This is a genomic window from Janthinobacterium sp. NKUCC06_STL, assembly GCF_019345455.1.
In the GTDB taxonomy this organism is placed as follows: Bacteria; Pseudomonadota; Gammaproteobacteria; order Burkholderiales; family Burkholderiaceae_D; genus Janthinobacterium; species Janthinobacterium rivuli.
Window position 1 is genome coordinate 383489 of the sequence record NZ_JAHKQY010000001.1, and the last position, 20163, is coordinate 403651.

At 64.8% G+C, this 20163-nt stretch carries 20 protein-coding genes and 1 riboswitch; of the genes, 10 read left to right on the forward strand and 10 right to left on the reverse strand.

All coding sequences use genetic code 11. The features are described 5' to 3' along the window. Positions 1–32 precede the first annotated feature (32 nt). Complete coding sequence (locus KO539_RS01810) at positions 33–515, reverse strand: chemotaxis protein CheW (protein WP_219307054.1); 483 nt, start codon at positions 513–515, stop codon at positions 33–35. A 196-nt stretch (positions 516–711) separates the two neighbouring features. Here KO539_RS01810 and arfB point away from each other — a divergent pair, with 196 nt between their 5' ends. Further along, on the forward strand, positions 712–1110 hold the full coding sequence (arfB, locus tag KO539_RS01815; RefSeq protein ID WP_034749850.1) for an alternative ribosome rescue aminoacyl-tRNA hydrolase ArfB: 399 nt from the start codon (positions 712–714) through the stop codon (positions 1108–1110). Here arfB and KO539_RS01820 read toward each other — a convergent pair whose 3' ends face one another. Together KO539_RS01820 and KO539_RS01825 are read right to left on the reverse strand one after the other, a co-directional pair. Further along, the gene (locus KO539_RS01820) at positions 1111–2970 is read right to left on the reverse strand and encodes a flagellar assembly protein A (RefSeq protein WP_374106310.1); all 1860 of its coding nucleotides are present in this window, start codon (positions 2968–2970) and stop codon (positions 1111–1113) included. Positions 2971–3128: 158 nt separating this feature from the next. Then, entirely contained in the window at positions 3129–3518 is a 390-nt protein-coding gene (locus KO539_RS01825; RefSeq protein WP_219307056.1) for a hypothetical protein, read from the reverse strand. Between the two features lie 263 nt (positions 3519–3781). Here KO539_RS01825 and ompR point away from each other — a divergent pair, with 263 nt between their 5' ends. Together ompR and KO539_RS01835 are read left to right on the forward strand one after the other, a co-directional pair. Further along, on the forward strand, positions 3782–4483 hold the full coding sequence (gene ompR / locus KO539_RS01830; RefSeq protein WP_223278807.1) for a two-component system response regulator OmpR: 702 nt from the start codon (positions 3782–3784) through the stop codon (positions 4481–4483). Positions 4484–4496: 13 nt separating this feature from the next. Further along, a complete protein-coding gene (locus KO539_RS01835; protein ID WP_219307057.1) occupies positions 4497–5855 on the forward strand; it encodes a sensor histidine kinase in 1359 nt (452 codons plus the stop codon). Positions 5856–5899: 44 nt separating this feature from the next. Here the strand turns inward: KO539_RS01835 and KO539_RS01840 are convergent, their stop codons facing one another. Together KO539_RS01840 and KO539_RS01845 are read right to left on the reverse strand one after the other, a co-directional pair. Beyond that, on the reverse strand, positions 5900–6379 hold the full coding sequence (locus KO539_RS01840; protein ID WP_219307058.1) for an Imm26 family immunity protein: 480 nt from the start codon (positions 6377–6379) through the stop codon (positions 5900–5902). A gap of 93 nt (positions 6380–6472) precedes the next feature. Continuing rightward, the gene (locus tag KO539_RS01845; RefSeq protein WP_035827789.1) at positions 6473–6778 is read right to left on the reverse strand and encodes a hypothetical protein; all 306 of its coding nucleotides are present in this window, start codon (positions 6776–6778) and stop codon (positions 6473–6475) included. 142 nt (positions 6779–6920) lie between these two features. On the opposite strand from KO539_RS01845, the gene KO539_RS01850 reads away from it, so the two are divergent. Then, a complete protein-coding gene (locus KO539_RS01850; RefSeq protein WP_219307059.1) occupies positions 6921–8078 on the forward strand; it encodes an iron-containing alcohol dehydrogenase in 1158 nt (385 codons plus the stop codon). A gap of 67 nt (positions 8079–8145) precedes the next feature. Further along, positions 8146–8243: riboswitch (TPP riboswitch) on the forward strand. A gap of 85 nt (positions 8244–8328) precedes the next feature. After that, complete coding sequence (locus KO539_RS01855) at positions 8329–10494, forward strand: TonB-dependent siderophore receptor (RefSeq protein ID WP_219307060.1); 2166 nt, start codon at positions 8329–8331, stop codon at positions 10492–10494. Here the strand turns inward: KO539_RS01855 and KO539_RS01860 are convergent. The 3 genes from KO539_RS01860 to KO539_RS01870 all read right to left on the reverse strand — a co-directional run bounded on the left by KO539_RS01860 (position 10491) and on the right by KO539_RS01870 (position 12243). Next, the gene (locus KO539_RS01860) at positions 10491–11039 is read right to left on the reverse strand and encodes an AAA family ATPase (RefSeq protein WP_219308541.1); all 549 of its coding nucleotides are present in this window, start codon (positions 11037–11039) and stop codon (positions 10491–10493) included. The two genes, KO539_RS01855 and KO539_RS01860, sit on opposite strands and share 4 nt — an antisense overlap. Further along, complete coding sequence (gene pnuC / locus KO539_RS01865) at positions 11039–11650, reverse strand: nicotinamide riboside transporter PnuC (RefSeq protein WP_219307061.1); 612 nt, start codon at positions 11648–11650, stop codon at positions 11039–11041. Before pnuC ends, KO539_RS01860 begins: the two co-directional genes overlap by 1 nt. Before the next feature lie 74 nt (positions 11651–11724). Further along, complete coding sequence (locus KO539_RS01870) at positions 11725–12243, reverse strand: DUF2867 domain-containing protein (protein WP_219307062.1); 519 nt, start codon at positions 12241–12243, stop codon at positions 11725–11727. Positions 12244–12310: 67 nt separating this feature from the next. Between KO539_RS01870 and KO539_RS01875 the strand changes: the two genes are divergently transcribed. From KO539_RS01875 to KO539_RS01885, 3 genes are all read left to right on the forward strand, one after another. Beyond that, positions 12311–12958, forward strand: coding sequence for a TetR/AcrR family transcriptional regulator (locus KO539_RS01875; protein WP_219307063.1), 648 nt, complete (start codon positions 12311–12313; stop codon positions 12956–12958). A gap of 41 nt (positions 12959–12999) precedes the next feature. Then, complete coding sequence (locus tag KO539_RS01880; protein ID WP_219307064.1) at positions 13000–13491, forward strand: hypothetical protein; 492 nt, start codon at positions 13000–13002, stop codon at positions 13489–13491. Between the two features lie 344 nt (positions 13492–13835). Continuing rightward, positions 13836–14630 carry a 4'-phosphopantetheinyl transferase gene (locus KO539_RS01885; protein WP_219307065.1) on the forward strand — a complete coding sequence of 265 codons (795 nt, stop codon included), beginning with the start codon at positions 13836–13838 and terminating at the stop codon, positions 14628–14630. Positions 14631–14637: 7 nt separating this feature from the next. Here KO539_RS01885 and KO539_RS01890 read toward each other — a convergent pair whose 3' ends face one another. Continuing rightward, the gene (locus tag KO539_RS01890; RefSeq protein ID WP_219307066.1) at positions 14638–15360 is read right to left on the reverse strand and encodes an SDR family oxidoreductase; all 723 of its coding nucleotides are present in this window, start codon (positions 15358–15360) and stop codon (positions 14638–14640) included. Next, entirely contained in the window at positions 15357–16934 is a 1578-nt protein-coding gene (locus KO539_RS01895) for a hypothetical protein (protein ID WP_219307067.1), read from the reverse strand. The genes KO539_RS01890 and KO539_RS01895 overlap by 4 nt, the downstream gene beginning before the upstream one ends. 176 nt (positions 16935–17110) lie before the next feature. Between KO539_RS01895 and KO539_RS01900 the strand changes: the two genes are divergently transcribed. Further along, a complete protein-coding gene (locus tag KO539_RS01900; RefSeq protein ID WP_219307068.1) occupies positions 17111–18328 on the forward strand; it encodes an alpha/beta fold hydrolase in 1218 nt (405 codons plus the stop codon). Next, positions 18306–20162: a non-ribosomal peptide synthetase gene (locus tag KO539_RS01905; protein ID WP_219307069.1), complete on the forward strand. Its 1857-nt coding sequence runs from the start codon at positions 18306–18308 to the stop codon at positions 20160–20162. Before KO539_RS01900 ends, KO539_RS01905 begins: the two co-directional genes overlap by 23 nt. Position 20163: the final 1 nt, after the last annotated feature.

The following is a 20163-nucleotide window of genomic DNA, read 5'->3' on the forward strand; positions in this document are numbered from 1 at the left end:
AAACACAAAGACGACTCACGGGTCGTCTTTTTTTACGCCGCCTGCATGGGGCTGGGGCTGCGGATCGCCATCAGGCGGTCGATGTCGACGAGGATCAATCGGCGCCCCGCCACCGTGCCCAGGCCCAGCAGATAATCGGCTTCCGCCTCGCCCAGTCCGGGCACGGCCACGATATCGGCGGGCGCCAGGCTGACGATATCGGTGACGCCATCGACCACCATGCCCATCACGCCATTGCTCAGCTGCAAGATGATCACGTCCGTGGCCGGATCGGGCGCGCCCTGGGCGCTGCCGAACGCGGCGCGCATGTCGACGATGGGGATGATCACGCCGCGCGAGACGGCCACGCTGTGCAGCACTTCCCCTTCCGAGGAAAAACGGTCGAGTTCCTTCAGCGGACGCAATTCCCGCACGCGGCGGTAATCGAGGCCGTATTCCAGGCCGCCCAGCCGGAAGCTCAAGTACTGCGTCAGGTATTGCGCGGTTGCGGCGCCAGGCGTGATCGTGGGCTGCATGATGTTCCTTTCGTCCGGTAAGCGCTGCCAGGATGCGCAGTGGCGCAATGTTGGCCCCATGCTAACCAGCATCGCCGCGAACGGCGTTGAGAAACATCAACTTTCCCGGAAGACATCATCGGCTGGCCACCCCGCCCTTGCGCCGGCGCAGCCATCTTCCCTTACAATACCCCCATCGTTTCCCCACAGGCAGGCCATGCAACACCTCGTCAATCCCGCTGAAGTTGAATTTTCCGCCATCCGCGCCCAGGGGCCGGGCGGGCAAAACGTCAACAAGGTGTCCAGCGCCATCCATTTGCGCTTCCCCATCGCCGCCTCGTCGCTGCCGGAAGCGTACAAGGAAAGGCTGCTGGCCCTGCGCGACAGCCGCATCAGCAAGGATGGCGTGCTGGTGCTCAAGGCGCAGCAGTCGCGCAGCCAGGAGCAGAACAAGGAAGAAGCGTTGCGGCGCTTGCAGGAAATCATCGACAGCGTGACCTTCCTGCCCGCCGTGCGCCGCGCCACCAAGCCCACGCGCAGCTCGCAGCGGCGCCGCCTCGACAGCAAGAGTACGCACAGCGTGCTGAAACAATCACGCGGCAAAGTCACGGACTGATTACGGCGGTGGCTGGTACGTCCAGTCCAGGCTGCCCGTGCTATCCGCAAACACGGGCTGCGTGGCCGGCGTGGCGCTGCGCAGCAAGGCCTTGATTTCCTTCGGCGGCCGGTCGTAGACCTTGGCCGGTCCAGGCGGCACGACCAGGGCGCGCACCGTCGTCTCGCCATCGATCAGGCCCAAGGTGCAGCGCGACTGGCCCGCCGTTGCCTGCCGTTCCTGGCGCAGCTGCGCCACCAGCGCCAGCATCTGCGCGTGCAGGATTTCCGACTGTTTTACTTCCACGCGCAGGCGCGCCACCTCTTTCAGGACGGGAGCGATGCGCGCGGCCAGCTTGTCGTACTGCACCTGCTGTGCCGGCTGCAACTGCAATTCGCCGCGCCGCAGCTGGCCCGCCAGGGTCAGGTAGTTGCGCACCTCGGGCAATTGCGCAATGGCATCGATCTCCTGCTGGCGCTTGTGCTGCACCTGCAGGAATTGCGCCGCCTTCGCCAGGCTTTCCGCAATCTTTTGATCGAGGGCGCTCAGGTCGGGCACGAGGGGAAACAGCAGCATTTCCACCTGCCTGCGGGGGCCGGCGCTGCCGATGCGGATGGTGCGCGCCGCCACGGCGCAGCCTTCGGCCAGTTCGATGACGACCTCGTCGGCAATGATCTCGCAATTGCTGGCGCTGTCGACCACCACGCGCGTGCCGGCAATGACGCAGCTTTCCGCGCGTTTTACGTGCACTTCGCCGCTCAGCGCCTGCAGCACGGAACCGGACGCGACGCCCTCGACCCGCACGTCGCCGTGTTCATTGAAGGCCGTGCCGCCCACCAGATTGCGTCGTAGCCATATTAATCCGCCATGCGAGTGCAGATGGCCATACACATCGCCATGGATGGTGATATCGCTGCCGTCGAGCTGGCGCTGCTCCTGCACTTCGCCATATTCCTCGTAGGCGGCGCGCAGCTTCAGATTGCCCGTGGTGCGGCTGCTGACGCCTTCGCGGCTGACGATCTTGTTTTCGATCGACATCTTGCCGTGCTCATCGACATTCACATAGCCATCCTGGGTGGCGACGAGGAAAGCGCCATCGCTGAAATGCTCGACCGCCGTGCCTGGCCCCGCCACCGTGGCCAGGTCCAGTTCCAGCGGCGCGGGCGGCGGCAGCGCCTTGCCGGCCAGGTCGTAGCCGGGCAAGCCGGGCGTACCAGGCAGCAGACGCAGCAGGCGCGCGTGTTTTTTGACTTGGGGAAAGCGGTTCTTGAAGCTGAGCAAATCGAGGCGACCATCGGAGCGTTCGCGCGGCGCATCGTCGCGGTGGATGCCTTGCGACACTTCGACCAGCTGGGCGTCGCGCCCAGGCTGCGGCGGCAGCACCCGTGCCACCGTGATGCGCTCGGCCTTGCCGCTGGCGAGCATGGCGCGCACGGCCACGCTATCGATGCCGTAGTGCACGCCCTTGCACCACAGGTCGGCCACCAGCTCGTCAAACTCGCGGCGCGCCGGCACTTGCCCATCCGCGTCCGCAGGCAACGCTTCAAAGTAAAACTCGGCGCTGTCGCCACGGATCTTGATTTGCTGATACAGCGCGCGGCGCGGGGGCGGGAATGGCGACACGCGCACGGCGATGCGCAGCAAGGCGTCGCCCTTGGGCGCGGCGCGGGGAGCGGGGGCATGGAACAGGGTCAGCAGGAACAAGCCGTAATCGAGGCCGGCCAGCAGCTGGCCCGACTGGAACAGCTGGTCGACGGCGGCGCGCAACTGCGCCGGCGCCAGCGACAGATCCAGGAACACGCCCTCGTCGCGCTGGAGCAGGCCGTGCGGCAGGCCGCCTGCGGGGGCCGCATCCGGAACGCGTGTGTCGTCGTCGCTCACCACTTGCCTCCCCCAGCAACAATGTCAGAGAATTGCCTCATTGCGTTAGAACAATATCACGGGGCGTGGCCGTGTGCCTGACTGAGCAACAATGTTGGCGGCCAAATGCAAACAGGGCCACCTCTTGCGAGATGGCCCTGTCGGAGGGGGATGGATGCCTAGCGGCGCGGCGGATTCGAGTAAATGTCCTGGCCCACTTCGTTGATCTGGCGGCGCAGGTCGCGGCGCTCGTCGGGCGTCATGCGGCCCGTGCGGCGCGAAGCGTCGGCGCCTTCGTTGGCGCGGCGCTGCTCTTCGGCGCGCGTGTCGAAACTGCGTGCGTCACGCTGTTCGCGCAGTCGCGTATCATTGCTGTTGCTGCGCTGTACCTGCTCATACCGCTGGGCCTGCATTTGCTGCTGGTCGTCACGGCGTGGTGGCGGCTGGTTTTGCGCCGATGCCAGGCTGACGGCAAACACGGAACAAATGGCAAATGCGGACAGCACAGTCGTGCGTGCGGCGATAGCTGCGCTGGGAGCGGCGTGAATTTTTTTAGTAAAGATATTCATTGAGTTCCTCTTCCGCGATGCCGTATAAACTAAAGCTGATTTCCACTGTGGCCCCAGTGTATGATGCTTTACACGGTGCAGTAAGAGTAATTGGGTAAAGTTTGTAACACTTTGTAATGGGTCGCCACAGCCCCTTGCCGACGCCGCGCGAGGCGTTACTATAGCAACTAATATAAGATAACACGACACCCTAAATGACCACAACCTCCACTTCCGGCAGCAACACAACAACGCAATCGATTCACGGCCACCAGGCAAAAATCATGGTGGTCGATGACGATGTGCGCCTGCGCGACCTGCTGCGCCGCTACCTGACCGAACAGGGCTTCAATGTCTTCACGGCAGAGAGCGCGACGGCCATGAACAAGCTGTGGCTGCGCGAACGCTACGACCTGCTGGTGCTCGACCTGATGCTGCCGGGCGAAGACGGCCTGTCGATCTGCCGCCGCCTGCGCGGCGCGGGCGACCAGACGCCGATCATCATGCTGACGGCAAAGGGCGAGGACGTGGACCGCATCGTGGGCCTGGAAATGGGTGCCGACGATTACCTGCCGAAACCGTTCAATCCGCGCGAGCTGGTGGCCCGCATCGGCGCCGTGCTGCGCCGCAAGGGTCCCGATGAAATCCCCGGCGCGCCGTCGGAAACGCCGCAAACCTTCGAGTTCGGCGACTTCGTGCTGGACCTGGGCACGCGTACCCTGAAAAAGAATGGCGAAACGGTGCCGCTGACCACGGGCGAGTTTTCTGTGCTGAAAGTGTTTGCCCGCCATGCGCGCCAGCCGCTGTCGCGCGAAAAATTGATGGAACTGGCGCGCGGCCGCGAATACGAAGTGTTCGACCGCAGCCTGGATGTGCAAATCTCGCGCCTGCGCAAACTGATCGAACCCGACCCGTCGAGTCCGCTGTTCATCCAGACCGTGTGGGGCCTCGGCTACGTTTTCATCCCGGACGGACAGCCGCGCTGATCGCAGGCGAGGCATGATGAAGCTTGTTCCCGATATCAGCCTGGCGCGGCTGAAAAGCGGCCTGTTCTGGCGCACCTTTTTGCTGCTGGGTACTTTGACCACCGTCAGCATGATCACCTGGATCGGCATGATTTCCGTCATCCAGCGCGAGCCGCAGGCGCAGCAGATTTCCGCCCAGATCATTTCCGTCGTCACCATCACGCATGCGGCATTGACGCACTCGGCGCCCGAGCTGCGCCGCGAGCTGCTGTTCGACCTCGTCAGCAATGAAGGCATCCGCATCTTCTCGCTGGAAGAGGACGACCGCATCGAGCCGCCGCCCGACAATTACCTGATGCCCGAGATCGAGGCGCAGGTGAAGGCCAAGCTGGGCAAGGACACGCGCTTTTCCGCGCGCGTCAACGGCGTGGCCGGCTTCTGGGTCAGCTTCAAGATCGACGACGACGAGTACTGGCTGATGCTGGACCGCGAGCGCCTGCGCGGCCTGACGGGCTTCCAGTGGCTGGGCTGGGCCAGCCTGGTGTCGCTGCTGTCCCTGCTGGGCGCGGCCATCATTTCCAGCCTGATCAATCTGCCGCTGTCGCGCCTGACGGCGGCCGCGCGCGACATCGCCAAGGGCAAGCAGCCAGCGCCGCTGCCGGAAAAAGGCCCGATCGAAATCATCGAGGCGAACCGCAGCTTCAACCAGATGGTCGATGATTTAAAACAGGTGGAATCGGACCGCGCCGTGATTCTGGCCGGCATTTCGCACGATTTGCGCACGCCGCTGGCGCGCATGCAGCTGGAAGTGGAAATGGCGAATTTGTCGGACGAGGCCCGCGAAGGCATCCAGTCCGATATCGGGCAGATGGACGCCATCATCGGCCAGTTCCTCGACTATGCCAAGCCGACGGAAGCGTCGAGCTTTACGGATGTCGACCTCAGTGGTTTGCTCAGCGACATGACGCGCGAAGCGATGCGCCTGCCGGACGTGAAGATCAACGCCAGCATCGCCGACGGCGCGCATGCGATGGGCAACCCCACCGACCTGCGCCGCGTATTGAACAACCTGATCGAGAATGCGCGCCGCTATGGCAAAACGCCCGGCAGCGACGTGACGGAAATCGACATCGCCTGCCAGGTACGCACCAGCCACGGCGCGAAAAAGGTGATCATCGAAGTGCAGGACCACGGCACGGGCGTGCCGACAGAAAAGATCGAGCAGTTGATGAAGCCGTTCACCCGCCTCGACACGGCGCGTGGACAGGCGAATGGCGCCGGCCTGGGCCTGGCCATCGTCGACCGCGTGCTGCTGCGCCATGGCGCCGATTTACAAGTGCGCAACCGCGAAGGCGGCGGCCTGGCGTTTCAGATCAGTTTGCCAGCGGCGTAAGCTAACACGCCGGGGTCAGTCCCGTCGGGCCTGACCCCGGGTGATTAAACCGACGCCTGCTCCTGCACCAGCAATTTGTTCATCAGCAATTCCGTCGCCCCGTAGCCGTACAGGGAATCGCTTTCCATGCCCGGCGTGTCGAAGGGAATCGACTCCTCGCGATTCAGCTTGGCAGGGTCGGCGTCCGCATAACTGGCGCGCCAGGCGCGCTGCAGGGATTCATTGCGGCGGATAAAGGCCGGCATGGGCCAGTCGTCACGGTTCCAGCGCGGGCTGTCGCCCAGCAGGGGCCAGCGCTCGTTGAGCAGGGCCATGTCGCCCGTGCGCAGGCGGCGCACGGCCTGTTCCGGCCGCAAGCCTTCCAGCTCGTCCAGCGTGGGCAAGCTGTCGCGCTTCGGCCCGAACATATACGCCAGCATGATGCGCCCGGCAGGCGCCCTGCGCGCCACCACGCCGACGGCATAACCGCCGCCCGGCAGGGGCACGGCAAACCAGCTGCCTTCTCGGTATGGTAATGATTTCATTTCTGCAAACTCCCCCAAAATCGTGTTCGGGGCACAGTCTACGCGAAGCAAGGCGAAAGTGGCGCATGGTACGCCACGACAACAAACCAATAGTTACAATATTTTCTCATCATAGTGATACTGGGCAACAATTGGCCCCGCCTTGAACAGCGCTTCCTTCATGGCCGTGTCCAGGCGCGCGTCGCGGCGGCGCATCCATTCGAGCAGCATGGCCGCTTCCTTGCGGCTGGTGTCGCCCGCATGCGCCAGCACGCGGCGCAGTTCCGGGTCCGTGCACGCCTCGAAGCGCTGGCTGTTCAGGTCCAGCGCCTGCAGCGCGGCGATGGTGGCGCCGATGGCGCGGTGCATGTCGAGCGCGGTGGCCGGCAAGCCGGATTCTTCCAGTGGGACGTTGGTCATGCGCATTCCTTTTCGCGTAGTGGTGACATCGGCTGCATTCTCCACCGCGCGGACGAAAAGCTCAAGCGTCCACGACACGTTTCCACCCGTTCGGCCATAATCATGGCTCAGCAACAGCCTAAACCCCAGCGGCAGGAGCCCCATGTTCAATTTCGACTTTTACAATCCGACGCAAATCCTTTTCGGCCAGGGCCAGATCGCCGCCATCACGGCGCTGATCCCGCCGCAGGCCAGAGTGCTCATGACGTATGGCGGTGGCAGCATCAGGCAGAACGGCGTCTATGATGAAGTCAAGGCGGCGCTGGCCGGCCATACGGTGCTGGAATTTGCCGGCATCGAACCCAATCCCAGCTATGAAACCCTGATGCAGGCCGTGGCCATGGTAAAAAGCGAGCGCATCGATTTCCTGCTGGCCGTCGGCGGCGGCTCCGTGGTCGATGGCACCAAATTCATCGCCGCGGCCGCCCTGCATGAGGGTGAGGCGTGGGACATCCTGGCCAAGGGCGGCAAGATCGTCGAGGCCGCCCTGCCCTTCGGCACCGTCTTGACGTTGCCGGCCACGGGGTCCGAAATGAATGGTTCGGCCGTGATCACGCGCAAGGCGACGCAGGAAAAGCGCTCGTTCATGAGCCGCAAGGTATATCCGAAATTCTCCGTGCTGGACCCGTCGAAAACGTTCACCTTGCCGCTGCGCCAGGTGGGCAATGGCGTCGTCGATGCGTTCGCGCACGTCATGGAGCAATACCTGACTTACCCTGTGAACGCATCCGTGCAGGACCGCTTCGCCGAAGGCATTTTGCTGACCCTGATCGAGGAAGGCCCGAAAGCCCTGTCGCACCCGGACGACTACGACGTGCGCGCCAACGTGATGTGGAGCGCCACCCTGGCCTTGAACGGCCTGATCGGCGTGGGCGTGCCGCAGGACTGGTCTACGCATGCCATCGGCCACGAATTGACGGCCTTGTACGAGCTTGACCATGCGCAGACCCTGGCCATCATCCTGCCCAGCATGCTGCGCGTGCGCAAGCAGGCCAAGCGCGCCAAGCTGCTGCAGTACGCGGCCCGCGTGTGGGGACTCGACGGCGGCGACGAGGATGGCCGCATCGAGGCCGCCATCGCGCGCACGGAATTCTTCTTCCGCCACATGGGCGTCAAAACGCGCCTGGCCGACTATGGCCTGAACCACGCCAGCGTGGATGCCGTCGTCTCCGCCCTGGAAGCGCACGGCATGACGGCGCTGGGCGAGCAGCGTGAAATCACCCCCGCCGTCAGCCGCAAGGTGCTGGAACTGAGTTTATAGATTCCAGCCACACTGTTGTAAAACGGTCAGCCGGGTGGGACAGCTGGCCGTGGTTCATGCTAAGCTGTCGTTTCGCTAGGGGTCCTGGAGCAGTCATCCGGGTGAGAGATACCCTTCGTACCTGATCTGGATAATGCCAGCGAAGGAAAGCGCAAAGTACCTCCCTCCTTTGATAGCTCCTGCGTTGGCGCCAGCCGAACAAGCAGCCTGCCGTGCTCTTTACCGAGTCGGCTTGAACCACGAGCAATCTATGTCCACACCGAATTTATCCGTTTCTGTTTTGACCCTGGCGATCCTGCACGCGTTTGCCGCACCCGCCCTGGCCGCGAATGACACCGCCGAAGCCGTCGACCCGCAGGCGCAAAGCATGGCCGAAGTCGTCGTCACGGCCAGCAAGGCGCCGGCCGCCAGACGCGCCTCCGTGGGCGGTTTTTCCGACGCGCCGCTGCTGCAGACGCCGGCGTCCGTCACCGTCATCGGGCAGAAGGAAATACAGGATCTGCAGATCCGCAACCTCAGCGACGCCGTCAAGCTCGACGCCAGCATCAATGAATCGTACAACGCCGTCGGCTACGCGGAACAGTTCACCATCCGGGGCTTCAAGCTCGATACGAACTCCAGCTACCGCAAGGATGGCGTGGCGATCCCCGGCGACACGCAAATTCCGCTGGAAAACAAGGAACGCATCGAAGTACTGAAAGGCCTGGCCGGCTTGCAGGCGGGCGTGGCAGCGCCGGGCGGCGTGATCGATTTCATCGTCAAGCGCCCGACCGCCGCGCCATTGCGCACCGTCACGGTGGAAACGCGCGAGCGGGGCACCCTGTACGGCGCCGTCGACCTGGGCGGCCGCCTGGAAGACACGCGCTTCGGCTACCGGGTCAACGTGGCGGCCGAGCGCCTGCGCTCCTACATCAAGGGCGCGGACGGCAACCGCAAATTCATTTCCGGCGCCTTCGACTGGCAGATTTCCCCGCAAGCGCTGCTGCAGCTCGATGCCGACTACCAGGACAAGGCGCAAGTGACGGCGCCCGGCTTCCAGCTGCTGAGCAATGGCAGCCTGCCGGCCAACGTCAGCGCCGACGCCATGCTCAACAAGCAACCGTGGACGCACCCGGTGGAAACCGTCACCAGCAACCTGGGCCTGCGCTTCCAGTACGCCTTCAATGAGGACTGGCACGCCACCCTGTCCGCCAACCAGCACACGTTCAAGCGCGACGACTACACGGCCTACCCGTATGGATGCAGTCCGGAAGGCTGGATGCCTGTGTTCTGCAGCAATGGCGATTTCTCCGTGTGGGACTTCCGCAGCCTGGGCGAAACGAAAAAGCCGCTGAGCGCGCAAGCCATGATCCAGGGCAAGTTTGCCACGGGCAGCTTGCGCCATGAAGTCACGGCGGGCGTGTCGTATTTCAACCGCAAGGACCGGGCCGGCAAGTATGTGTATGACGAAGTGGGCATCAGCAATATCTACCGCCCCGTCATCGTCGCCCCATCCGACGGCGTCACGGGTCCCGTGCGCCTGGTGCGCAACGACAAGGAAAAATCCGTCTTCGTGCAGGACATCGTCAGCCTGGCACCGAACTGGAAGCTGCATGGCGGCGTGCGCCACATCGATGTCGATGGCTATCAGTACGTGCTCAAGGCCGACAAGGAAATCCGCGCCAGGCACGACTTCCTGCTGCCGAACGTGGCGCTGGTGTACAACCCGCAAGACAATATCGCTGTCTACGCGTCGTACTCGCAGGGCATGGAACACGGCGGCACGGCCGACCGCTATGCGGAAAACGCCAACGTGGAACTGACGCCTAGCCGCTCGAAGCAGATCGAACTGGGCGTGAAGGCGGACCTGACGCCCGACTTCATGGTCGCCGCCACCCTGTTCCAGATCCGCAAGGGCCTGGAATTCAACCAGTACCTCGACAGCAGCATGAGCACCTACAACTTCGTGCGCGCAGGCCAGGCCCAGCACCGTGGCCTGGAACTGTCGGCGCAGGGCAAGGCTTTCGCCAACCTGAACCTGGGCGCCTCCGTGACGGCCCTGAACAGCCAGCAATCGGATACGGGCAGTGCTGACTACGATGGCAAGCGCGTGCCCAACGTGCCCGCCTTCAAGGCCGCCGTGCGGGCCGACTATGCCGTGCCGCAAGTGGCGGGCCTGAGCGTGAATGGCAGCTGGGAATATGCGGGCAAGAAGGCGTTCGAGAACAACAATACCACCTTCGTGCCCTCGTACAGCGTGTTCAACCTGGGCGCCGCCTGGGCCACGCGCATCGCTGACACGCGCGCCGTGCTGCGCGCCAGCGTCAACAACGTGACCGACAAGTTCTACTGGCGCGACGTGACGCCGGAAGCCGGCGGCTACCTGTTCCCGGGCGCCAGCCGCACGTTCAAGGTGTCGGCGCAGTTTGACTTTTAATTGAGGGAAATGGCGGGCGCTGCAGTGAGCGCCTGCCGCAGCAAAGGCGCGGCCTGGGCCAGGCGCGCCTCCAGGCTGTCGTGCAGCACGTGGTAGACGATGCCACGCGCATCGAGTTCCTCCAGCAGCAGGCGATAGATCAGCTGGCGCACGGCTTCCGATTCGCGCTGCAAGCCGTCGGCCACCCACGGGCTGTCGGGCGCCGTCACCAGCGTCACATCGTACCGCGTGGCATCGGCCAGCGCCGCCAGCGGCGCATCGGCGCCATGGAAATAATGGCGGCTGTAGACCACCGTCATCAACGGCGTCGTATCGCAAAACAGGAAGTGACGGGCTTGCGCGGCGGCTACCGCTTCGCGCTCAACTTGCGTGCGCGCGATGCCATACTGGTCGGCCGCGACGGGCACCCTGCCCTGCGTTTCGACGAATTCGCGCAAATACTCGGGCACCCAGACGCTGCCGTAGCGTTCGGCCAGGGCGGCCGCCAGGGTCGACTTGCCCGACGATTCCGCGCCCAGGATGGCCACGCGCACGCAGTGGCCCATCACTTGAGGACCATCGCGCTCGGCGCGGCCGGTGCCGACTTTCTCCACGCCAGCAAGCCGATGATGGCCATCACGACAAAGAAGGCATACAGCACGGCCGTCAGGGTCAGGCCCTTGTGCAGGTACAGCCACACGTACAGCACGTCGACGATGATCCAGGCGATCCAGTTTTCCAGCTTCTTGCGCGACAGCAGGAATTGCCCCACCAGGCTGCCTGCCGTGAGGAAACCGTCCGCGTGGGGCACGTCCGTGTCCGTCGTCGTCAGCAGCCAGGCGATGAGCAGGAAGCCGACCAGCCAGCCCATGCCGCAGGCCAGCCAGCCGCGGCCATCGAGGCGCGTGACGGGCAAGGTCTTGCCGCCGCTGGCCGGATGCAGCCACTGGTACCAGCCCCAGAACGAGACGCTGATGAACAGCAGTTGCAAGGCCATGTCGCCATACAGGCGCGACTCGAAAAACACAAAACCGTAGGCGGCCGAGGAAATGATGGCGAACAGCCACGCCCAGTGATTCTGGCGGATGTTCAGCGCAACGGTTGTCAATGCCAGGACAAAGGAAATCAGTTCAAGCGGCGTGGTGGCAAAACCCAGCAGGAGAAGCGTATCGTTCATGGGAATCGTGATGAGGCTGGTGGTGCAGTATGCAATACCAGCCCTGAATAAGCAAGATTGCCTGCTCAGTGCGCTTAGGCGAAGCCGCCCTTCACGGCGCGCGCCAGCGAGCGCTGCACGATCAGCTTGTGGAAAGGCCGGATCACCAGGATGTAGGCGCGCCCCACCGCATTATGGCAATGCACGACGCTGGACATGGTGATGCGGCCATGCGGCCCCGCGTCGCGGTGGCGCAGCACCGACAGGCGGAAATCCAGGTGACTGTCATCCTCGCCCACGATGATTTCATCGTCGCTGACGGCAAAGATGCGGAAGATGCCGATGCGCTTGCCTGGCCGGGCTTCCATCTGCCTGGCCGTGCGGATGCCGAAGCGCGCCACGATGGCGTCGCGCACCACCATCAGCTTGCGCGCCCAGCCCGGCTGGCTGCCCAGCAGGATGCGCGCCAGGCTTTCCATGTCCATCTGGCGCGCCTGCGCGGTCGGCAGGTCGACGGCATACGCGTCGGCCAGGTGGCTGCCCGGGTACAAGGGGGCGATGCTGGCGCCGGGCGGCAAGGCCACGGCGCGTACAGCGTTGTTCATCTCTTGCATGTGCTCTCCATGTGTTCAGTGATAACATGAGCATCATACACGACAATGTGAACAGCGATAACATAGAATGACAAGCACAAGTACTTACCATCACGGCAACCTGCGCGACACCCTGGTCGCCGCCACCATCGCGCAACTGGCGCAGCAGCACGACGCCACCCTCTCGCTGCGCGAACTGGCGCGCTCGGTGGGTGTGTCGATCGCCGCCGTGTACCGCCACTTCCCCAGCAAGGAAGCCTTGCTGGCCGACGTGGCGGCGGCCGGTTTCGCCAGCCTGATCGCCAAGTGGGAAGCAGAACTGCCGCCGCAGGGCAGCCTGCCCTCCGAACAGCGTTTTCAGCTGCTGGGCCAGCAATACATCGAATTCGCCCTGGCCGCACCGGCCCACTACAGGCTGATGTTCGAGCACCAGGACGTGCGCCAGTTCCCCGCCCTGCTGGAAGCGGCGCAGGCGTGCTTCCAGTACGTGCTGCAAACGGCCGGCGCGGCCGTGCGCGAAGCGGGCCTCGATGCGCGCTGGGACAAGGCCGCCGCCAGCGCCGGCTGGTCGCTGGGCCATGGCTACGTGATGCTGCTGCTGAGCGGCCGCCTGGCCATGGCGGACGGCGGCGACGATCTATCGCCCGCGATGGTGCCGCGCTTTTTCCAGTTGCCGGTGGAGGCGTTGCGACAAGCCGCCTTGCCAAGCGGGACTACGGCAATCAAGTCACATTAATCCAATTATCGGCAGGCGCCACCTTCAGGAGCGGATGATTCATGCACAATATATCGATAGACACGCTCTCCGTGATTGCAAGACAATGCCTTGCGCTCACCTGTTTGCAACGCTTTTGCCAGCAGCATGCCCTTCACCATCCCGCCCTGTCCGCGTTCACCGGCCACGTGTGGAAAGTGGCGCAGCTCGCGCCTGGGGATTTTGCTGCGTGGGAACGCGGCTTTGCTGCCCTGGCCGTGAACGGCATGGGCGATCCCTGGCCCGATGACATCCGCATGGCCATCCCCGGGCATCTGCTCGGCACGCTGGAGGAACTTGTTCAGCATGTGCTGGAAACGAGCGCCTGTAGCTGGTATGGCAACGATCTTGCGGCCAGCCGGCGGCAGCTGGAAGCCGTCCTTGCCATCTGTGCCAGGCACGATGTGGCCGTGCCGCAGCTTGCGCACTATGCGCAGCACGATGCGGCGCTGCGCGGCGGCTGGGGGCCGGTGCTGACGGACGAAGAAGTCAGAGCCTGGCAAGCCCTGATATAGCATGCGGCAGGCAACTGATCGAGCAGCCGCTCCTCTTCATCCGTACCGGCATCGACTTGCTTGACCACGGTCGGGAAGCGCGCGCCTGTTCTGATTTGCTCGAAAGCATGGCACAGCTGGCCAATTGCCGGCACGTCGGCTTCCATGCACGCGTTCGTGTCAAAGCTCAGCGAAAGGGACCGGCGTTGAAGGCAAAGGCTGACAATGCCTGACCCTTGAAGGGGGAGGCGCCCAGCACTGCCAGCGACGCGCTGCAGCAAGCGTGTCGTCCATCGTGAGCAAAACATTGCACGATGGCAGGAATCGGGTAATCTATGCCCATCTCAATGTATAGAACGGCGACGATGAAGCGTGCAGAAGCAAGCGTTGACATGCTGTCCGGGCGCTTGCCGGCCAGCGATGAAGCGCAGCGGCAAGGGCTGCCCCCCCTGCCCCTGCCATTCATCCACCAGGCAGAGGACGGCATGGCGCCTGCGCTGCAGATCACCGTCCTGCATTTCCAGCCCTATCCATTCCAGAGCGCCGCCTTCCATGCGCATGACATCGCCCTGCCCGCCGCCATCGCGCGCAGCGTGCCAAAACGGCAAGCGGAGTATTTTTTCGGCCGGCTGGCAGCGCGCGCCGCGCTGGCGCGCCTCGGCATCGCCGACGCGCAGATCGGCACCGGCGCCTCGCGCCAGCCCTTGTGGCCAGCCGGCGTGGTCGGCAGCATCAGCCACGGCGGCGGCTATGCCGCTGCGGTGGCCTTGCCGGCGCAGTGGCACGAAGCCATCGGCATCGACATTGAAGCGGTGGTCGGTGTGGAGATGCGCGAAGCCTTGCTGAGCACGGCGATCGGCCTGCCCGAGCTTGCCCTGCTGCATCAGCTCAACAGTGTGAACGCCCTGGAGTTTTTGATGACGGTGGTGTTTTCCGCCAAGGAAAGTTTTTTCAAGGCCGCCTTTCCCACGGTCGGCTACTATTTCGACTTTACCGCCGTGACACTGACCGCATTCGACGAGGCCAGGCGCACCCTGACGTTTCGGATCAACCAGACGCTGTCGCCGCGCCTGCACGCCAGCGCCCGGTTTTCCGTAGATTACGACTTGCTCGATGCGCACACCGTCATCACGCACTGCGGCTGGCGCGGATGGGTGTGATTCCTGGCTAGGATCCCTGCGACGTGGACGTGACGAATATTTCGCGCATGCACACGCTCTGCGGCAGCTGGTAGGCAAACGCGATGATGCCGGCCACATCTTCCGGAGCCAGCAGGGAGTCGAGCGTGCCCAGCCACTCCTCGAACATGGCGCGGGCGGGCGCCGAGGTCGTGCTGCGCAACAGGGGCGTATCGACCACGCCGGGCGAGACGGTGCTGACGCGGATGTTGTGCTCAGCCATGTCCAGCCCCAGCGCCGCCGTATAGCCGTGGACGGCAAATTTGGAAGCGCAATAGCCGGCATGCATGGGAAACGCCTGACGGCCGGCAATCGAGCTGACATTGAAGACCGTGCCGCGCCGCTGGCGCAGCATGCCTGGCAACACACTCTGAACCAGGTTGACGCTGCCGACGACATTGGTATTGAGCATCTCGGCAAACTCCGCCGCGTCCTGCCCGGCGGCCGCGGCCAGCCGCATGATGCCCGCGCTGTTGACCAGGCAGTCGACGGTGCCATGGCGCTGCTCCGCCTGGCGCACGGCTTCCTGGACTGCCTGCGCATCGGCCACGTCCAGCGCGGCACAGATGGACTGCGGCAAGTCCAGCGCCTCCAGTGCCGCCTTGCGGCGGCCGATCAGCAGCAGCGGATGGCCGGCGGCGCTGAACTGCCGCGCCACCGCCGCGCCGATCCCGGAACCGGCGCCACTCACCACGACGAGCGGGCGGCTCAACTGGCCATCCTGGCCGGACGTTTGCGCTGGGCGCGATCCTGCACGTCGGCATACATTTCCTTGACCGCATTGGCGGTGAAATGCGCCATGTATTCGTCGAAACCGCCCTTTTGCACGATAGGCAGCGGCGGCACGGGCAGCTTGCCGAGCAGGGCCTGGTACAGCGGCGCAATCGGATCGTTCTTGTGCGCCTGGCGGAAACCGTTGGCCGTCACCGCGGCGTTCTCGGCGCCCGAAATCGACGCGGTAGGCGTCATGTCCTCGGGGCTGACGCCGATCTGCGTCTTGACGAACTGCATGTGCTCGTCGCGCCAGGTGCGCACGTATTGATGCATATACACCACCTGGCGCAGTATGTCGGCGCGCGGGTCGCCGTGCTGCTGCAGCAACGCCAGCACGATCTGCTGCAGCCGCTCGTCATCGCCTGCCAGCTGTTCATCCATCGCCGCCAGTTGCAGGCGCAGGGCTTTGACCAGCGACGGATAAATCGTCAGGAACAAGCCCTTGCGCAAGTTGTGCGAATGCGAGCCGCTGGTGATGCCGAGCGCCGGGCGGATGGCGAAATACGCTTTCGGGCTGAGCGTGCGGACGATGGGACGGATGTTGTCGGTCACCACTTGCAGCAGCTTGCTGCACAGCGCCAGCGAGCGCGCATGCGTGCCGAACGTGGCTTGCTCGTTGCCCAGCAAGGCAACGATGATCTCGCTGGACACTTCATTGACCAGGCCCACCAGCACTTCGCTGATCTGGTGATAGGCGCGAAATTGCATCAGGCAGGTCGGATCCTTGAGGTCGACGCAGTTGACCGCTTCGCGCACTTCATCATTTTGAATCAGGCGCTGATAGAACAGGCCAGCGTCCTCGCCCGCCTCGCGCCGCACGCCGGGCAGGCGCACCTGCTCCATCGCGCTGAGCCAGATCGACTCGTAATTGCTGTTGACGAAGCTGTGGAAGAAGACAAAACGCTGCGGATCGTCGAGATCCTTGTCGCCCAGATCGCTGTACTGCTCGGTGGCCTCGGCCCGCAGGATGGCGTGCATGCGCGCGGCCTGCACCAGATAATCCTGGAAGACGGCCGAATCGCGGATGCTGATGCTGTCGCCCTGCTGGCCGCCCTGGTCCACCTGCACCAGCAACTGGGACAGGCTGTACAGGGTTTCGTGGAAACGATTGGCCCAGCCGATCTTCAGCGACGCGTCGGCGATGTGGCCGCGCTTGACGTCGTCCGTGATGCGGCGCGCCAGCACCACCAGATTATTCAGGCAAATCTCGGCGCCACGGAAGATGGCGATGGCCGCGCGGGCTGGCACTGCATGGCCGCTATTGTTGATCAGGCGGTCCAGGTACTTAATGCCGTGCAATAACTCGTAGTTGGCCAGCACGGCAGTACAGTCGATCTCGCCGTTCGTGGCGAATGCGGCACGGCGATGGCGGATTTCCTCTTCGTCAAAGGATTTGGCCAGCAGCTTGGTGGTGGCGTGTTCCTCGGTGACCGGCAAATTACTTTTGCTCTGCAAATACGCGCGCACATCGTCCAGAATGGCTTGCGTGGCGGAGACGGTTGGGGTTTCCATTAAATTCCTCATAGGGCGACAAGGTCAGGGCTGCAGGCAGCAGCCGGCGGGCGAATCGCGGACAAGTATAGAAATCTCTCCCCTGCGCCGAAACTGTCATTTCCTCCAGTTATACGGGGAACCCATCTGTAGTCCAATGGCCCGCTCCAACCGCCCCTACTACACTGGATCCCCGCATGAGTCCTCCATCTTCACGCGACACCCTGCAACAACTGCGTCAGCACATGGCGCGGCTGTACGGCCTGCCGGTGCAACTCAGCCTGCTGGCGGCCCTGCTGCACGCCTGCCAGCACATCTACGGACAACGCACGCAAATATTGCTGCACTGGACGGGACTGCCCTTGACGCCGGCCGGTGACGACGCCTCGGCCTGGCTGCGGCAACTGCTGGACGCCTGCGAAGCGCCGGCGGCGGGCAGCGCCCCCGGCCGCCCCGCGCAGGCATTGACGCTGGCCAGGATCGAAGTGCGCACGCCCCAGCGCAGCGTGATACTGGCGCCGTGCGATCCGATGCCATCCGACGACTGGAGCATCCGCGGCGCGCCCGGCGGAGAGGCGCTGCAACAGGCCTGGCAACAGGCCGCCGCCACCCTGGCGCAGACGCTGGAGGCCGAATCGCTGGTCGAACTGTCGCGCGCGCTGGGCCTGCCGCCGGCCGCCACGCCGCAGCCGGCGCTGTACCTGGTGCATGGCGCCGATGGCAGCGCGGCGCCCTTCGCCGCCCTTGCCGCCCGCCTGGATTGCCGCGTGTTCGCGTTCAACCTGCGCCAGGCCGGGCGCCGCCAGCCAAGCATACAGGCCCTGGCGGCGCACTACGTCAGACGCATGCTGAGCGGCCCGCCCGCGGCGGCCTACCGTATCGGCGGCCATTCCTTCGGCGCCATCGTCGCTGCCGAAATGGCGACGATATTGCGCAGCGTCGGCAAGCAGGTCGACCAGGTGGTGCTGCTGGATCCGTCGCTGGCCATGGCCGCGCGCGACCGACAGAGCGACGCCGGCAACGAAATGCTGACCCTGTATCTGGCCCTGCATCCCGAGATGACCGAGCAGCAGGTCACAGGACACATGGATACCGATGAACTGGCCGCGCGCATCGCGCAGCGCATGCCCAAGGGCCGCATCGACGAAGTGTTAAGCAACCGCCACGCCTGCCTGGCCCTGCTGCAGCGCTACCGGCCGACGCCGGGCGGCGCCGACGGCGCCAGCTGCCTGCGCCTGCATGCCCGCCAGCCTTTCATCGCCAGCTGGAACGCGGCGGCCATGGCGCACCGCCAGCCCGGCATCGAAGTGCCAGGCAACCATTTTTCCATGCTGGCCGAGCCCCATGCCGGCAGCCTGGCCCAACTGATACAAACGCACCGAGAATCCAACCATGACCACTCCCTACACTCCTGAATATCCCCATCGGCTGGTCGAGCGCCAGGCCCGCCTGACACCCGCGCTGCCAGCCCTGTGCTCGGCCGCCGGCAGCGTGTCGTATGGCGAACTCAATGCACGCGCCAACCGCCTGGCGCGGCTGCTGCAAACGGTGCATCAGGTGCGGCCGATGGACAGTGTCGCCGTCTGCAGCGCGCATGAGCCAAGCCGTTCGCTGCTGTTGCTGGCGCTGGCCAAGTGCGGCGCCGTGTACGTGCCCGTGGATATCGAATGCCCCACCGAGCGCCTGCAGCGCATCGCGCATCAGGCCGGCGTGCGCCTGCTGCTGACGGCGCTGAGCGAGCGCCGCATGGCGGCCGAGACCACGCTGAACGTGCTGCCGTGCGCGCAAGCCGAGCTCGCTGCCCGCGACCTGTCCGACGCCGACATGGCGCCGCTGGTGCCGGTGACGGCGCCGCTGTACATCATCTTCACCTCCGGCTCGACGGGCCAGCCCAAGGGCGTCGCCGTCTCGCACGCCGCCGCCTACAACCATTTCAGCTGGATCGTGCGCTACCTGAACGTCACGGCCGGCGACTGCTGGCTGCAAAGCATACATCCGTGCTTCGATCCATCGATGCATGAATTGATGGCCCCGCTGATGGTCGGGGCCCGCATCGCCTTCCTCGGCGGCGAGCGCAACATCGACGGCGACCGCATCGTCGACGCCATCGAGCGCCACCAGGCGACCCACATGACCACGGTGCCCACCATGCTCACCCTGATCCTGCAAACGCCGGGCGTGGAACGCTGCACCTCGATGCGCGCGATGTGCGTCGGCGGCGAGGTCTTCCGGCCGGCGCTGGCGGCACGCGCCAGCGCGCTGCTGCCGGCGGCCGGCATCTACAACGTCTACGGTCCCACGGAAGCGACCATCATGGCCAGCGCCTGGCGCTACGACGGCCAGCCCGCCGATTCGCTGCCGATAGGCGAGCCGGTGCCGCACACGCGCTTTTACCTGCGCGACGGGGAAGGCCGGGTGCATCGGCTCAGTCCCTTCCTCGAAGGCGAGCTGTGCATCAGTGGCGCCGCGCTGGCCAACGGCTATGTCAACGATGCGGCCGAAACGGCGCGCAAATTCATCGCCAATCCGCTGCCGGAGCCGGAAGCGCCGCTGCTGTACCAGCGCCTCTACCTGACCGGCGACGTCTGCCGCGTCGACGCCGACGGCGAACTGCATTGCATCGGCCGCGTCGATGACCAGGTCAAGGTCAACGGCCAGCGCGTCGAACTGGCGGAAATCGAGGCCACGCTGCTCGATTCCGGCCTGCTGGACGACGTCACCGCCCTGCTGGCGGGCACACGCCTGGTGGCGGCGCTGGTGCCTGGCGCGGGCGCCGCCGACGACGCCCGCTGGCTCGAGCGCCTTGCCGCCCACGCCGCCCGCGCCCTGCCGCCCGCCTGGTTGCCCAGGCAATACCTCCCGCTACGCGAAATCCCGCGCCAGGCACTGAGCGGCAAGGCGGACCGCAAAGCCTTGCAGGCGATGTTCGCCAGCGACAACGTGGCGGCGCCCCTGCCGCACGCCGCGCGCGACTCCGCGCAGGCGGGCGCCTGCATAGAGCGGCTGGCGGCGGCCCTGGCCGACACCCTGGGCATGCCTGGCGCCGCGCTGGAGCACGACCTGCCGTTTGCCGAACTGGGACTCGATTCGCTCGGCGTGCAAGTGTATGCGCTGCGCGTGAGCACGGACTTCGGCGTGCGCCTGCGTGCCGAGGAACTGTTTGAATTCTTCACGCTGGAACTGCTGGCGCAAGCCATCGCCGCGCGGCAGGACAGCGGCGCCGAATCCCTGGCCCACGCCGGGGCATAAG

What these genes read in the sequence shown, in the direction of transcription:
- KO539_RS01810 (WP_219307054.1), bottom strand. Translation starts at nt 515, where the DNA reads ATGCAGCCCACGATCACGCCTGGCGCCGCAACCGCGCAATACCTGACG.
- arfB (WP_034749850.1), top strand. Translation starts at nt 712, where the DNA reads ATGCAACACCTCGTCAATCCCGCTGAAGTTGAATTTTCCGCCATCCGC.
- KO539_RS01825 (WP_219307056.1), bottom strand. Translation starts at nt 3,518, where the DNA reads ATGAATATCTTTACTAAAAAAATTCACGCCGCTCCCAGCGCAGCTATC.
- ompR (WP_223278807.1), top strand. Translation starts at nt 3,782, where the DNA reads ATGGTGGTCGATGACGATGTGCGCCTGCGCGACCTGCTGCGCCGCTAC.
- KO539_RS01835 (WP_219307057.1), top strand. Translation starts at nt 4,497, where the DNA reads ATGATGAAGCTTGTTCCCGATATCAGCCTGGCGCGGCTGAAAAGCGGC.
- KO539_RS01840 (WP_219307058.1), bottom strand. Translation starts at nt 6,379, where the DNA reads ATGAAATCATTACCATACCGAGAAGGCAGCTGGTTTGCCGTGCCCCTG.
- KO539_RS01845 (WP_035827789.1), bottom strand. Translation starts at nt 6,778, where the DNA reads ATGACCAACGTCCCACTGGAAGAATCCGGCTTGCCGGCCACCGCGCTC.
- KO539_RS01850 (WP_219307059.1), top strand. Translation starts at nt 6,921, where the DNA reads ATGTTCAATTTCGACTTTTACAATCCGACGCAAATCCTTTTCGGCCAG.
- KO539_RS01855 (WP_219307060.1), top strand. Translation starts at nt 8,329, where the DNA reads ATGTCCACACCGAATTTATCCGTTTCTGTTTTGACCCTGGCGATCCTG.
- KO539_RS01860 (WP_219308541.1), bottom strand. Translation starts at nt 11,039, where the DNA reads ATGGGCCACTGCGTGCGCGTGGCCATCCTGGGCGCGGAATCGTCGGGC.
- pnuC (WP_219307061.1), bottom strand. Translation starts at nt 11,650, where the DNA reads ATGAACGATACGCTTCTCCTGCTGGGTTTTGCCACCACGCCGCTTGAA.
- KO539_RS01870 (WP_219307062.1), bottom strand. Translation starts at nt 12,243, where the DNA reads ATGCAAGAGATGAACAACGCTGTACGCGCCGTGGCCTTGCCGCCCGGC.
- KO539_RS01875 (WP_219307063.1), top strand. Translation starts at nt 12,311, where the DNA reads ATGACAAGCACAAGTACTTACCATCACGGCAACCTGCGCGACACCCTG.
- KO539_RS01880 (WP_219307064.1), top strand. Translation starts at nt 13,000, where the DNA reads ATGCACAATATATCGATAGACACGCTCTCCGTGATTGCAAGACAATGC.
- KO539_RS01885 (WP_219307065.1), top strand. Translation starts at nt 13,836, where the DNA reads ATGAAGCGTGCAGAAGCAAGCGTTGACATGCTGTCCGGGCGCTTGCCG.
- KO539_RS01895 (WP_219307067.1), bottom strand. Translation starts at nt 16,934, where the DNA reads ATGGAAACCCCAACCGTCTCCGCCACGCAAGCCATTCTGGACGATGTG.
- KO539_RS01900 (WP_219307068.1), top strand. Translation starts at nt 17,111, where the DNA reads ATGAGTCCTCCATCTTCACGCGACACCCTGCAACAACTGCGTCAGCAC.
- KO539_RS01905 (WP_219307069.1), top strand. Translation starts at nt 18,306, where the DNA reads ATGACCACTCCCTACACTCCTGAATATCCCCATCGGCTGGTCGAGCGC.